Source organism: Kitasatospora sp. NPDC004289 (assembly GCF_053602875.1).
Map to the genome: position 1 here is coordinate 38,159 of NZ_JBSGEL010000013.1, position 12,544 is coordinate 50,702.

The window sequence follows — 12,544 nt, forward strand, 5'->3', positions numbered from 1 at the left end:
CCGGGGCCTCGTGAGGGTGCGTCAGGCCGCCTGCTGCCAGCTGACCGGCGAGAAGTAGGCCGGGCGGCGCTCGATGCGCGACCAGGTGGCGATCGGCTCGACCGCCGGGGCGGCCGCGGCGGCGGCCTGGACGGCGGCCGCACGGGCCATCAGGACGGCGGTCAGGGCGGCCAGCTCCTCGTCGGAGAGCGAGCCGCGGACGATGCGGACAAGCGGTTCGGTGCTCATGGGTTCTTTTCTCCCCCGGCTGGACGTCTGATGGGTTCCGAGCGGCGAAACGCCGTGTTACATCGGCGGGTTGCCGTGCTTGCGGCTGGGCAGGTCCGCGTGCTTGGTGCGGAGCATGGCCAGCGCCGAGGCGAGCACGGCCCGGGTCTCGGCCGGGTCGATCACGTCGTCCACGAGGCCGCGCTCGGCCGCGTAGTACGGGTGCATCAGCTCGCTCTTGTACTCCTTGATCTTGTGCGCACGCATCGCCTCCGGGTCCTCGGCCCCGTTGATGTCGCGGCGGAAGATCACGTTGGCCGCGCCCTCGGCGCCCATCACGGCGATCTCGTTGGTCGGCCAGGCGTAGGACAGGTCCGCGCCGATCGAGCGGGAGTCCATCACGATGTAGGCGCCGCCGTAGGCCTTGCGCAGGATCAGCTGGATCCGCGGCACGGTGGCGTTGCAGTACGCGTACAGCAGCTTGGCGCCGTGCCGGATGATGCCGTCGTGCTCCTGGTCCACGCCGGGCAGGAAGCCGGGCACGTCCAGCATGGTCACCAGCGGGATGTTGAAGGCGTCGCACATCTGGACGAAGCGCGCGGCCTTCTCGCTGGCGTTGATGTCGAGCACGCCGGCCAGCGACTGCGGCTGGTTGGCGATGATGCCGGTGACGTGGCCGTCGATGCGGGCCAGCACGCAGAGCACGTTGGTCGCCCAGCGCTCGTGGACCTCCAGGAACTCGCCGTGGTCGACGACCTCCTCGATCACCTTGCGCATGTCGTACGGGCGGTTGCCGTCGGCCGGGACGAGGTCGAGCAGCGACTCGTTGCGGCGCTCCACCGGGTCGTCGTTGGGCGCGACCGGCGGCATCTCGCGGTTGTTCTGCGGCAGCAGCGAGAGCAGGAAGCGCACCTCCTCGATGCAGCTCTGCTCGTCGTCGTAGGCGAAGTGCGAGACGCCGGAGACCGAGGAGTGCACGTCGGCGCCGCCCAGCCCGTTCTGGCTGATCTTCTCGCCGGTGACGGCCTGGACCACGTCCGGGCCGGTGATGAACATCTGCGAGGTCTCGCGGACCATGAAGACGAAGTCGGTCAGCGCGGGGGAGTACGCGGCGCCGCCGGCGCACGGGCCGAGCATCACCGAGATCTGCGGGATCACGCCGGAGGCCCGGGTGTTGCGCTGGAAGATGCCGCCGTAGCCGGCCAGGGCGGTGACGCCCTCCTGGATCCGGGCGCCGGCGCCGTCGTTGAGCGAGACCAGCGGGGCACCGGCCGCGATGGCCATGTCCATGATCTTGTGGATCTTCTGCGCGTGGGCCTCGCCGAGCGCGCCGCCGAAGATCCGGAAGTCGTGGGCGTAGGTGAAGACGGTGCGGCCGTGCACGGTGCCCCAGCCGACGATGACGCCGTCGGTGTGCGGCTTCTTGTGCTCCAGGCCGAAGCCGGTGGCGCGGTGGCGGCGGAGCGGCTCGACCTCGTGGAAGGAGCCCTCGTCCAGCAGGAGGTCGATCCGCTCGCGGGCCGTCAGCTTGCCCTTGGCGTGCTGGGCCTCGGTGGCCTTCTCGCTCGGGCCGCTCAGGACCTGGCTGCGCAGCGCGTGCAGCTCCGCCACCCGGCCCCGGGCGTCCGCCGGGGTCTCGATGGCCTGGCCACCGGCGGGCGCCTCGGGCACAACCGTCATCTCGAACCACTCCAAGTCTGTGTGAACTGTCCGGTTACGGGGCCGCTGTGGGCGGGCCGATCACTGCGAACACTTCTTCACCTACGACACTACGAGGGACCACGGGTCCGTCTCGGCGTCGATTCCGTACAAGGTCGAGCGCCAGAAGCTGTCAGGGCTGCACAGAAAACGGCCCGACCAGGCAGCTGGTCGGGCCGTTCGAGCTCATCCGGCGTCAGGCCGGGTGGCAGGTGAAAGAGCAGGTCAGGGCCGGTTTCCGGGCTTGTTGCGGGGAGGTTGCCGCAGGGTGAAGCGGGCCCCTGCGGCTCGTAGGGATGCGCCAAAGCGCTCCGTCAGCCCTGGTCGGGGCGGTCCCGGTCGTCCTTCCGGTCCCGCAACTCCTGCTCGCGGCGGCGCAGGTCCGCCTCCCACTGCTTGAGGTGCTCGGCGTCCTGGTCCGCCTGCTGCTTCCTGAGCGAGGCGAGGAACTCCGGGTTGTCGTCCGGGGCCACCGGGGCGGCCGCGGTCCGGGCCGGGCGGAGCGCGCCGCGCTGCTTGCCGGCCACCAGCCAGGCGATCGAACCGACCAGCGGGAAGAGCAGCACGATGATGATCCAGATCACCTTCGGCAGGTACCTGACCTCCTCCTCCGGAGTGGTCAGGCAGTCGATGAACGCCCAGACCCACAGGGCGAGTACGAGCAGGGGCGGAAGGATCCTCAACACGGTGCGTCTCTCCCCGGAAGCGGCGGACGGGGCCCTCTTGGCGTGGCCAGACTAGCCAGTATCGGATACTGGCCCACATGGCATACGACGATCTCCGTTCGTTTCTCCGGGCCCTGGAGCGAGAGGGCGACCTCAAGCGGATCAAGACCGAGGTCGATCCGCACCTGGAGGTCGGTGAGATCGTCGACCGGGTGCAGAAGGCCAAGGGCCCCGCGCTGCTGTTCGAGAACGTCAAGGGCGCCTCGATGCCGCTGGCGATGAACGTCTTCGGCACCGAGCGCCGGCTCTCCAAGGCGCTCGGCCTCAAGGGTCCCGAGGAGATCGCCGAGAAGATCGCCGGGCTGCTCAAGCCCGAGCTGCCGCAGGGCTTCACCGGCTTCCGGGACGCCTTCGGCAAGTTGGCCTCGATGGCCCACGTGCCGCCGAAGAGCGTGAAGTCCGGCGACGCCCCCGTCCAGGAGGTGGTGCTGACGGGCGATCAGGTCGACCTCGACCGGCTGCCCGCGCTCTTCACCTGGCCGCTGGACGGCGGCTCCTTCTTCAACCTCGGCCTGACCCACACCAAGGACCCGGAGACGGGCGTCCGCAACCTCGGCCTCTACCGGCTGCAGCGCCACGACAAGCGCACCATCGGCATGCACTGGCAGATCCACAAGGACAGCCGCAACCACTACGCGAAGGCCGCCAAGCGCGGCGAGCGGCTGCCGGTCGCGATCGCCTTCGGCTGCCCGCCGGCCGTCACCTACGCCTCCACCGCGCCGCTGCCCGGCGACATCGACGAGTACCTGTTCGCCGGCTTCGTCTCGGGCAAGCGGATCGAGATGGTGGACTGCAAGACCGTCCCGCTCCAGGTACCGGCCAACGCCGAGGTGGTGCTGGAGGGTTGGCTGGAGCCCGGGGAGATGCTGCCCGAGGGTCCGTTCGGCGACCACACCGGCTTCTACACCCCGCAGGAGCCGTTCCCGGCGCTCACCATCGACTGCGTGACGATGCGGTCCCGTCCGCTGCTGCAGTCCATCGTGGTCGGCCGGCCGCCGACCGAGGACGGGCCGCTGGGGAAGTTCACCGAGCGGTTCTTCCTGCCGCTGCTCAAGATCATCATCCCGGACATCGTGGACTACGACCTCCCCGAGGCCGGCGGCTTCCACAACTGCGTGATCGTCTCGATCGACAAGAAGTACCCCAAGCACGCCCAGAAGGTGATGCACGCCATCTGGGGCGCCCACATGATGTCGCTGACCAAGCTGATCATCGTGGTGGACGCCGACTGCGACGTGCACGACTACCAGGAAGTCGCCTGGCGAGCGCTCGGGAACGTCGACTACAGCCGCGACCTGAGCGTCGTCGAGGGCCCGGTGGACCACCTGGACCACGCCTCCTACCAGCAGTTCTGGGGCGGCAAGGCGGGCATCGACGCGACCCGCAAGCTCCCCGAGGAGGGCTACACCCGGGACGGCGGCTGGCCCGAGATGGTCAGCTCCGACCCGGCCACCGCCGCCCTGGTCGACCGTCGCTGGAAGGAGTACGGGCTGTGACCTCCGTCGCCGCCGCGCCCGAGCCGGGCAAGGTCCGGGCCTTCCTCAACCTGGTGCTGATCGAGCACTCCGTCTTCGCCCTGCCGTTCGCCTACATCGCCGCCTTCACCGCGATGTACCTGACGGACGGTCGGATGCACTGGGGCGCCCTGGTCCTCGTGACGATCTGCATGGTCGGCCTGCGCACCTTCGCGATGGCCGCCAACCGGATCATCGACCGCGAGATCGACGCCCGGAACCCGCGCACCGCCAACCGCGAACTGGTCACCGGCGCGGTCTCCATGCGCACCGCGTACATCGGCTCCGCGGTCGCCCTGCTGGTCTTCCTCGGCTCGGCCGCCCTGCTCAACCCGCTCTGCCTGGCCCTGGCCCCGGTCGCCGTCGTCCCGATGGTGGTCTACCCGTACGGCAAGCGCTTCACCGACTTCCCGCACGCCATCCTCGGCCTGGCCCAGGCCATGGGCCCGATCGGCGCCTGGCTGGCCGTCACCGGCAGCTGGTCCTGGGACGCCGTCGTCCTCGGCCTCGCCGTCGGCATCTGGATCGGCGGCTTCGACCTGATCTTCGCCACCCAGGACGTCACCGCCGACCGCGCCGAGGGCGTCCGCTCCTTCCCGGCCCGCTTCGGCGTCCCGGCCGCCCTCCACGGCGCCCGCGTCTGCCACACCGTCACCCTCGGCCTGCTGGTCTGGTACGCCCTCCTCACCCACGCGGGCCCGGCCTTCTGGGTCGGCCTGGCGGTGGTGGCCGGCGCCTTCGTCTACGAGCACACCATCGTCAAGCCGCACGACCTCTCGAAGCTCAACCGCGCCTTCTTCACCACCAACGGCTTCGTCGGCATCTCGCTCTTCGTCTTCGCCCTGCTCGACCTGGTCCTGCGCGGCCTGAAGCTCTGACGGTGCATCACCCCTTGAGCGCCAGGCGCGCGTAGGCGCGGACATCGGCGTCGGGGTCGGCGAGACGGGCTCGGAGGGCTTCGGCCAGCTCCGGGCCCGTTCGCACGTGCGGGGCCGCGGCTCGGACGGCGGATTTGCGGACGTCGGCCTCGGGGTCGGTGAGGTAGGGGAGCAGGGCGTCCAGGGCGGCGGCGGAGCCGAGGGCGGTGGCGGCGGTCCTGCGGACCTGCCAGGCGGGGTCGGGGGTGGTGGCCAGGGTCAGGAGGGGGTCGGGGCAGTTGAGGCCGGCCGCGCCCTGGAAGGCGGCGGCGCGGACCAGGGGGTCGGGGTCGGTGGCGAGGGTGGTGAGGGTGGGGACGGCGACGGGGGAGGCGATGGTGCCCAGGCCCTCGGCGGTGGCGACCCGGACCTCGCGGGCGCCGTCGGCGGCGAAGGGGAGCAGGGCCGGGGCGGCGTCGAGGGAGACCAGGCCGTGGACGGCCTGGAGGCGGACCGGGACGGCGGCGTCGGTGCGTGCGGAGGCGTAGAGGGGGAGTTCGCCCGTGCGCAGGGCGCGGGAGAGTTCGAGCACGCCCGCGCGCACCACCGGGTCGGGGGAGGCCGCGTGCGGGAGCAGGGCGGGGCCGAGCGCGGCGGTGAGGACGGGGAGCAGCTCGCGCAGGGCGGCCACCGCGGCGGTGCGCACGGAGGCGTCGGCGTCGGCCAGGGTGCGGGCGAGGGCGGCCCCGGTGCCGTCCGAGGGGTGCTCGGTGGTGAGGGCGACGGCGGTGCGGCGGACTTCGGCGGCCGGGTCGTGGAGGTAGGGGAGGAGCTCGGGGAGGGTGGGCTCGTCGAGGAGGAGCAGCGAGCGGAGGACGGGGGAGGAGGAGGCGGTGGGGGCGGCGGCGGTGGCCGAGCTGACGGTGGCTCCGGTCCGGCCGACCACCAGCGGGTGCACCTCGCCCAGGACGGTGACGGGGAGGGCCGGGGGCACGAGGCCGTCCACCGGCACCAGGTAGGGCGCGACCGGCCGGGTCAGGAACTCCATCGTCCCGGCCGCGGTCCGGCGCAGGTTGAGGTGGCTGAACCAGCGCTCGTCGTCCCGCCCGGGGTGGTCGACCCGGGAGTGGTAGAGGCCCCAGCGGCTCTCGGTGCGGGCCAGCGAGGAGCGGGCCGCCATCTCGGCGCAGTCCCGGATGAAGTCGACCTCGACGGCCCGCATCAGCTCGTGCGGGGTGCGGGCGCCGATCCCGGCCACCTCGCCGCGCATCCGCTCGAAGTGCTCCAGCGCCACCGACAGCCGGGCCCCGGTCTTCGGTGGCGCCACGTAGTCGTTGACGAAGCGTCGGAGCTTGTACTCCACCTGCGGCTGCGGCGGCCCGTCCGGGTTGCGCAGCGGACGGTAGATCAGCTCGTGGGCGGCGGCCACCTGGTCGAGGGGGAGCGGGGCCCGGGCGGACGGCAGGTGGGCGGCGGCGTGGGTCCCCGCCAGGTCCCCGAAGACGAAGGCGCCGATCATGTAGTTGTGCGGCACGCAGGCCAGGTCCCCCGCCGCGTACAGCCCGGGCACCGTGGTGGCCGCGTTCTCGTCCACCCAGACCCCGCTCGCGGAGTGGCCGCCGCACAGGCCGATCTCGGAGATGTGCATCTCGATGTCGTGGGTGCGGTAGTCGTGCCCGCGCCCGGCGTGGAAGGTGCCCCGGGTGGGGCGTTCGGTGGTGTGCAGGATGCCTTCCAGCGCCTGCACGGTCTCCTCCGGCAGGTGGGTGGTGCGCAGGTAGACCGGGCCCCGGTCGGAGGCCACCTCGGCGGCGAACTCGGCCATCATCTGCCCGGACCAGTAGTCGGAGTCGACGAAGCGCTCGCCGTGCCGGTTCACCTGGTAGCCGCCGAAGGGGTTGGCCACGTACGCGCAGGCGGGCCCGTTGTAGTCCTTGATCAGCGGGTTGATCTGGAAGCACTCGATGCCGCTCAGCTCGGCGCCCGCGTGGTACGCCATCGCGTAGCCGTCCCCGGCGTTGGTCGGGTTCTCGTACGTCCCGTAGAGGTAGCCGCTGCTGGGCAGGCCGAGCCGGCCGCAGGGGCCGGTGGCCAGCACCACCGCCCCGGCCGAGACGGTGACGAACTCCCCGCTGCGGGTGTCGAAGGCGGCCGCGCCGACCGCCCGTCCGCCGGCGGTGAGCACCCGCACCGGCATCACCCGGTTCTCGATGGTGATCCGCTCGCGCATGTGACGCTGCCTCAGCACCCGGTAGAGCACCTTCTTGACGTCCTTGCCCTCCGGCATCGGCAGCACGTACGAGCCGCTGCGGTGCACCTGGCGGACCTGGTACTCGCCGTACTCGTCCTTCTCGAACTTGACCCCGTACCCCTCCAGCCGCCGCACCATGGCGAAGCCCCGGGTGGCGGTCTGCCGCACCGTCCGCTGGTCCACGATGCCGTCGTTGGCCCGGGTGATCTCGGCGACGTAGTCGTCCGGCTCGGCCCGGCCGGGGACGACGGCGTTGTTGACGCCGTCCATGCCCATGGCCAGCGCGCCGGAGTGGCGGACGTGGGCCTTCTCCAGCAGCAGCACGGAGGCCCCCGCCTCGGCGGCGCTGATCGCGGCCATCGAGCCGGCGGTGCCGCCGCCGATCACCAGCACGTCGCACTCCAGGCGGCGGGCCTCGGACAGCTCGGGGATCTGCATGGGTCGACGTGCCTTTCGGAGGAGGGGTTCAGGAGAGCGTGGCGAGCAGGTGGTCGCGCAGCTCGGGGCGGGCGGCGGACGGGCGGGGCACCTCGTGCAGGGCCAGCAGGCGGCCGCCGCCGAGCACCGCGACCCGGTCGCCGAGCAGCAGTGCCTCGTCCACGTCGTGGGTGACGAAGACCACCGTGCAGCCCTCCTTCTCCCGTACGGTGAGCAGGAGTTGCTGCATCGCATGCCGGTTCTGCGCGTCCAGCGCGCCGAACGGCTCGTCCATCAGCAGCGCCCTCGGCGAGCCGGCCAGTGCCCGCGCCAGCTGGACGCGTTGCCGCTGCCCGCCGGACAACTGCCGTGGCAGCCGGTCCTGGTGGTCCTCCAGGCCGACCCGCCGCAGCCAGCCGAGGGCCGGCTCCCGGCGTTCCGGCCGGCGCAACCCGGCGATGGCCAGCGGGAGTTCGACGTTGCGGCGGGCGCTGCGCCAGGGCAGCAGGCCGTCCTCCTGGAAGACCAGGGCGCGCTCGGCGGACGGGCCGCGCAGCGGGGCGCCGTCGGCCAGCAGCTCGCCACCGGTGGGCGGCAGCAGGCCGGCCAGGGCGCGCAGCAGGGTGGACTTGCCGCAGCCGGAGGCACCCAGCACGGTGAGCAGTTCGCCGGGGGCGACGTCCAGGTCCAGGCCCTCGACCACGGGGTGCCCGGCGTGCCCGAGCGAGAGGCCCCGGGCGGTCAGTCGCAGGCTCATCCGGCACCTCCGGGGCGCGGCGGCAGCCAGGCGGTCAGCCGGCGGCCGAGCAGTTCGACCGCGCCGGAGGTGAGCCAGCCGAGCAGGCCGATGGTGACGATGCCGACGAACACGCCGGGGTAGTCCAGCACGGTGTACGCCTGCCAGGTGCGGTAGCCGACGCCGAACTGACCGGAGATCATCTCGGCCGAGATCACGCAGATCCAGGAGACCCCGAGGCCGACCGAGAGCCCGCCGACCACCCCGGGCAGGGCGGCCGGCAGCACCACGCTCCACAGCACCCGCCCGCGGCCGCCGCCCATGGTGCGCACGGCCTCCTCCCAGAGCGGCGGCACGGCCCGCACCGCGTGCCGGGTGGCCACCGTGACGGGGAAGAAGGCGGCGGCGAAGGTGATCGCCACGATGCCCTGCTCGTTCTCGGGGAAGAGCATGATGGCGACCGGCACCAGCGCGATCGCCGGGACCGGCCGGACCACCTCCAGCACCGGGCCGAGCAGGTCGGCGGCCCAGCGCGAACGGGCGGTGAGCACCCCGGCGGCCACGCCGAGCAGCCCGGCCAGCAGGAAGCCGGTGCCGATCCGGCGCAGACTCTCCGTCAGGTCCTGCCAGTACTCCTCGGTGCCCAGCCGCAGGCCGAAGGCGTGCCAGACCTGGACGGCCGTCGGCAGGTGGTCGAAGCGCACCCAGAGCCGGACGTGCTGCGCCGTCAGCAGCTGCCAGAGCCCGACGGCGCCGAGCAGCGCGGCCAGCCGCACCAGGCGCCGGGTCATGAGGCGGCCAGGGCTTCCCGGTAGGAGAGCTGCCGGGCGTCGGGGTGCGCGGCCAGGTACGCCTTCGCGCCGTCCTCGGTGGTGAACGGCAGCAGCTTCGCCCCGTCCCGCACCCACAGGTCGTGGTCGGCGAACCACCGGGTGCCGGTGGCCGCGTCCGGCACGTAGGCGGCGCGGAGCTTCTTCCCGCCCGCCTCGGCGGCCTTCACGGCCTTCAGCAGGCAGCCCGGGTCGGCGGCCGGCCGGGTGGACTCCTCGCCCTCCAGCCAGAGTTCACCGGCCAGGGCCGGGTCGGTGACCGGCCGGCCGCAGAGCTCGTCGGTGCCGGTGATCCGGGCCGGCGGGACAGCCGGGAGCGCGGCCTTCGCCAGGTAGGAGGGGTCGACGAAGGCGTCCAGGTCCAGTGCCTTGAGCACGCCGACCGACTTGAGGAAGGGCACGTCCTCGCGCAGCGCGGTGAGCAGCTCGGGGCGGAGCTCGGTGCCGAAGGTGGCGATGCCGTTGGGGCCGTTGTACAGGTGCACCACCTCGGCGGGCAGGCCGGTGGCCTCGGCGACCTTCCGACTGGCGGCCAGCGGCTGCTCGTTGAGGTACTCGGTGGCGTCCTGCTGGGCGGCCAGGAAGGCGTTCACCACCTCGGGCCGCTCGGTGCCGAACTTCTGCCGGACCACCACCCCGTGCAGGGTGGGCCTGGCCAGCGCGGCGCCGTCGTAGAGCAGCCGGCCGTCCCCGGCGAAGACCACCGCGCCGGGCCAGGCGACGAACTGGGCCAGCGCGTCCACGCCGCCCGCCTTGAGGGCCGAGGCGCCGACGGCCGGCTGCTGGTTCTGCTTCTGGATCCCGTCGTCCGGCACCCCGGCCTTGCGCAGCGCCTGCACCAGGGTGCCGTCGGCGGCCGAGCCGACCGAGGTGGAGACCTTCCTGCCCTTGAGGTCGGCCAGGGTGTGCGCGGGCGAATCCTTCGGCACCACCACGGAGTTGAGGGCGCCGAGCAGGTTGTAGCCGGTCACCGAGACCAGCCGGGTGCCGGGGCCGCCGGCCTCCTGGGCGCGGGAGCCGTTGATCAGCAGCGGGTAGTCGCCCATCGAGCCGATGTCGGTCTTGTCGGCGAGCATCTGCGCGGTGATCGGGGCGCCGGAGTCGTAGTCCTGCCAACTCACGGTGTAGGTCTTGCCGTTCTGCTTCCCGAGCTCGGCCAGGCGCCGCTCGAAGTACCCCTGGGCGCGCAGCAGGGTGCCGGCCGTGACGGTGTTGATGGTCTTGGACTGGTAGCCCACCACCACCTGGACGGTGCTGCCGCCCCCGGCCGCCCCGTCGGCGGAGGAGCAGGCGGTGGCGGCGGTCAGCGTCGCGGCGGCCAGCAGGGCGCCGGTGCGTGCTCTCATGGTCTGGGGGCTTCCTCAACTATCGGAGCAGATAGGGCATGTTGACGGTGACCGCCCCGGTGGGGCAGCGGGCGGCGCACGGGCCGCAGTACCAGCACTCGTCCACGTGCATGTAGGCCTTGCCGTTCTCCTGGTCGATGGCCAGCGAGTCCAGCGGGCACATCTCCACGCAGAGCGTGCAGCCCTCGATGCAGAGCGAGGCGTCGATGGTCACGGGCACGTCGGAGCGGTGGTCGGCGAGTGCCATGGGGTTGCCTCTCGGGAGGGTGTCAGGGGAGGTCGCGCAGCAGCTGCCCGCGCATGGTGAGCCGGTCGCCGCGGAAGCGCACGTACTCCAGGTCGACGGGCCGGCCGTCGGCCAGGGTGGTCAGCCGCTCCAGCATCAACAGGGCGGCGCCGCGCGGGACTTCGAGCACGGTGGCGGAGTGCGGGTCGGCGTTGACCGCCTCCAGGGTGATGTCGGCCCGGCCGAGCGGCTGGCCGGCCACCTCCTCGATCAGCCGGAAGATGTCCTGCCCGGCCAGGTCGGCGGCGTCCAGCTCCGCCCCGATGTCCGGGGCCAGGTAGGTGAGGTCGAGCGAGAGCGGCAGCCCGTTCAGCCGCCGCAGCCGTTCCACGTAGACCACCTCGGCGCCGTCCGGCAGCCCGAACCGCCGGGCCACCGGGCCGGGGGCCCGGACCGGGCCGAACGCCCGCACCTCGTTGACCACGTCGCCGTGCTCGTGCAGGGTCTCGGCCAGGCCCTCCAGCCGGTTCAGGCCGTGCGGCACCTTCTCCGCCACCACCTGGGTCCCGGAGCCGGGCACCCGGCGGATCAGGCCCTCCTCGCGGAGCAGGTCCAGCGCCTCCCGGACGGTGTTCCGGGAGGTGCCGAACTCCTCGGCCAGCCGGTCCTCGTGCGGCAGCGAACGTGCCGCCCCCCGGCCGTCCAGCACCTGGCGGCGCAGCACGTCGGCCACCTGCCGGGCGCGGTCGGCGCGCAGCCGCCGGGCCGTCGGTCGGGTGCCGTTCTCGCTGGTCATCGCGGTGCTCCGAGGGGGAGGGGGTCGGTTCGCCAGAACCCTAGGGCCGTACCGACGGGTTTTTCGTTGCGGCGGCATTACGCCACCTGACGGTCCGTCTCCACCTGCCTGGCCTGCGGCGATTCCGGTACGGCCGGCCGTACTGCCACCGCGGCGCCGTGTCGGGACGGGCCCGGTGGGCGGGCGCGCGGGATGCTGGGGGCACCGGTGTCCGAGCCTTGGGAGCACATGATGATCGGCAAGCTGCAGTGCGTGGTGCTGGACTGCCACTACCCGGCGGGGCTGGCCCACTTCTACGCCGAGCTGCTCGGCGGCGAGCTCGACCGGCCGGACCCGCGCTGGTCCCTGGACGAGGAGTGGTCCACCGTGCACGTGCCCGGCGGGATGGTGCTGGGCTTCCAGCGCGTGGAGGACTACCGCCCGCCGATGTGGCCGGACCCGGCCCACCCCCAGCAGCTCCACCTGGACGTGGAGGTGGCGGACCTGGACGAGGCCGAGGCGCGGGTGCTGGCGCTCGGCGCGGTCCGCAAGGACGTCGAGACCGGCTGGCGGGTCTACGTGGACCCGGCGGGGCACCCCTTCTGTCTGGTGAAGGCGCACTGATCGTTCGGGTGTTCCCCGCGCGCAGCTCGGTGCACGGCGCGTTTAGTGCGGCGCGCGCCGGTCGAGTTCTCGCGCGCCGCCTGCTGCGAGAGCTGTGGTGGGTGTGGCTGATGGGACGCAGATCGACTCATGAGGTGTCCCACGTCCCAGGGGTACGGCGGCACATCGGGTGCGGGTGGTGTGGACGGCTGGTGGGGGAGGTGTGACGGACGCCCGGTGTCCGGCGTTCGATGGACGCGCCCGGCGCGGGCCGCCTACAACGGATGGCGTCCAGCGGGGGGCGCGTCAACTGTGTGACGGTCCACCGCCGTTGACGCCACCCTTGCCTTCCAGGCGTC

Annotated in this window: 12 protein-coding genes; 3 read left to right on the top strand and 9 right to left on the bottom strand. The window is 72.6% G+C overall.

Translation table 11 applies throughout. The annotated features are described in order from the left end of the window. Window positions 1-21: 21 nt before the first annotated feature. The 3 genes from ACWEPF_RS11345 to ACWEPF_RS11355 form a co-directional block, all read right to left on the bottom strand. Window positions 22-228 carry an acyl-CoA carboxylase subunit epsilon gene (locus ACWEPF_RS11345; protein ID WP_345278940.1) on the bottom strand — a complete coding sequence of 69 codons (207 nt, stop codon included), beginning with the start codon at window positions 226-228 and terminating at the stop codon, window positions 22-24. 57 nt (window positions 229-285) lie between these two features. Continuing rightward, the gene (locus ACWEPF_RS11350; protein ID WP_345278938.1) at window positions 286-1,887 is read right to left on the bottom strand and encodes an acyl-CoA carboxylase subunit beta; all 1,602 of its coding nucleotides are present in this window, start codon (window positions 1,885-1,887) and stop codon (window positions 286-288) included. A gap of 332 nt (window positions 1,888-2,219) precedes the next feature. Further along, a complete protein-coding gene (locus ACWEPF_RS11355; protein WP_452172389.1) occupies window positions 2,220-2,591 on the bottom strand; it encodes a PLD nuclease N-terminal domain-containing protein in 372 nt (123 codons plus the stop codon). 77 nt (window positions 2,592-2,668) lie between these two features. On the opposite strand from ACWEPF_RS11355, the gene ACWEPF_RS11360 reads away from it, so the two are divergent. Next, window positions 2,669-4,126: a menaquinone biosynthesis decarboxylase gene (locus tag ACWEPF_RS11360; protein WP_452172390.1), complete on the top strand. Its 1,458-nt coding sequence runs from the start codon at window positions 2,669-2,671 to the stop codon at window positions 4,124-4,126. Further along, the gene (gene mqnP / locus ACWEPF_RS11365; RefSeq protein WP_452172391.1) at window positions 4,123-5,022 is read left to right on the top strand and encodes a menaquinone biosynthesis prenyltransferase MqnP; all 900 of its coding nucleotides are present in this window, start codon (window positions 4,123-4,125) and stop codon (window positions 5,020-5,022) included. Before ACWEPF_RS11360 ends, mqnP begins: the two co-directional genes overlap by 4 nt. Before the next feature lie 7 nt (window positions 5,023-5,029). On the opposite strand, the gene ACWEPF_RS11370 is transcribed toward mqnP, so the two are convergent. The 6 genes from ACWEPF_RS11370 to ACWEPF_RS11395 are packed head-to-tail and all read right to left on the bottom strand — an operon-like array spanning window position 5,030 to window position 11,603. After that, a complete protein-coding gene (locus ACWEPF_RS11370; protein ID WP_452172392.1) occupies window positions 5,030-7,690 on the bottom strand; it encodes a fumarate reductase/succinate dehydrogenase flavoprotein subunit in 2,661 nt (886 codons plus the stop codon). A gap of 28 nt (window positions 7,691-7,718) precedes the next feature. Continuing rightward, window positions 7,719-8,426, bottom strand: coding sequence for an ABC transporter ATP-binding protein (locus ACWEPF_RS11375; protein WP_345278927.1), 708 nt, complete (start codon window positions 8,424-8,426; stop codon window positions 7,719-7,721). Further along, entirely contained in the window at window positions 8,423-9,196 is a 774-nt protein-coding gene (locus ACWEPF_RS11380) for an ABC transporter permease (RefSeq protein WP_452172393.1), read from the bottom strand. Before ACWEPF_RS11380 ends, ACWEPF_RS11375 begins: the two co-directional genes overlap by 4 nt. Then, window positions 9,193-10,581, bottom strand: a complete 1,389-nt coding sequence (locus tag ACWEPF_RS11385; RefSeq protein WP_452172394.1) for an ABC transporter substrate-binding protein — start codon at window positions 10,579-10,581, stop codon at window positions 9,193-9,195. Before ACWEPF_RS11385 ends, ACWEPF_RS11380 begins: the two co-directional genes overlap by 4 nt. Before the next feature lie 19 nt (window positions 10,582-10,600). Continuing rightward, the gene (locus tag ACWEPF_RS11390) at window positions 10,601-10,828 is read right to left on the bottom strand and encodes a 4Fe-4S dicluster domain-containing protein (RefSeq protein WP_345278921.1); all 228 of its coding nucleotides are present in this window, start codon (window positions 10,826-10,828) and stop codon (window positions 10,601-10,603) included. A 22-nt stretch (window positions 10,829-10,850) separates the two neighbouring features. Further along, window positions 10,851-11,603: a GntR family transcriptional regulator gene (locus tag ACWEPF_RS11395; protein WP_449797758.1), complete on the bottom strand. Its 753-nt coding sequence runs from the start codon at window positions 11,601-11,603 to the stop codon at window positions 10,851-10,853. 231 nt (window positions 11,604-11,834) lie between these two features. Between ACWEPF_RS11395 and ACWEPF_RS11400 the strand changes: the two genes are divergently transcribed. After that, complete coding sequence (locus tag ACWEPF_RS11400; RefSeq protein ID WP_452172467.1) at window positions 11,835-12,206, top strand: VOC family protein; 372 nt, start codon at window positions 11,835-11,837, stop codon at window positions 12,204-12,206. Window positions 12,207-12,544 lie beyond the last annotated feature (338 nt).

Bases quoted from the DNA above. Each gene is read 5' to 3' on its own strand.
- ACWEPF_RS11350 (WP_345278938.1), bottom strand. From the start codon at position 1,887: ATGACGGTTGTGCCCGAGGCGCCCGCCGGTGGCCAGGCCATCGAGACC.
- ACWEPF_RS11395 (WP_449797758.1), bottom strand. From the start codon at position 11,603: ATGACCAGCGAGAACGGCACCCGACCGACGGCCCGGCGGCTGCGCGCC.
- ACWEPF_RS11370 (WP_452172392.1), bottom strand. From the start codon at position 7,690: ATGCAGATCCCCGAGCTGTCCGAGGCCCGCCGCCTGGAGTGCGACGTG.
- ACWEPF_RS11385 (WP_452172394.1), bottom strand. From the start codon at position 10,581: ATGAGAGCACGCACCGGCGCCCTGCTGGCCGCCGCGACGCTGACCGCC.
- ACWEPF_RS11360 (WP_452172390.1), top strand. From the start codon at position 2,669: ATGGCATACGACGATCTCCGTTCGTTTCTCCGGGCCCTGGAGCGAGAG.
- ACWEPF_RS11380 (WP_452172393.1), bottom strand. From the start codon at position 9,196: ATGACCCGGCGCCTGGTGCGGCTGGCCGCGCTGCTCGGCGCCGTCGGG.
- ACWEPF_RS11400 (WP_452172467.1), top strand. From the start codon at position 11,835: ATGATCGGCAAGCTGCAGTGCGTGGTGCTGGACTGCCACTACCCGGCG.
- ACWEPF_RS11375 (WP_345278927.1), bottom strand. From the start codon at position 8,426: ATGAGCCTGCGACTGACCGCCCGGGGCCTCTCGCTCGGGCACGCCGGG.
- ACWEPF_RS11345 (WP_345278940.1), bottom strand. From the start codon at position 228: ATGAGCACCGAACCGCTTGTCCGCATCGTCCGCGGCTCGCTCTCCGAC.
- ACWEPF_RS11390 (WP_345278921.1), bottom strand. From the start codon at position 10,828: ATGGCACTCGCCGACCACCGCTCCGACGTGCCCGTGACCATCGACGCC.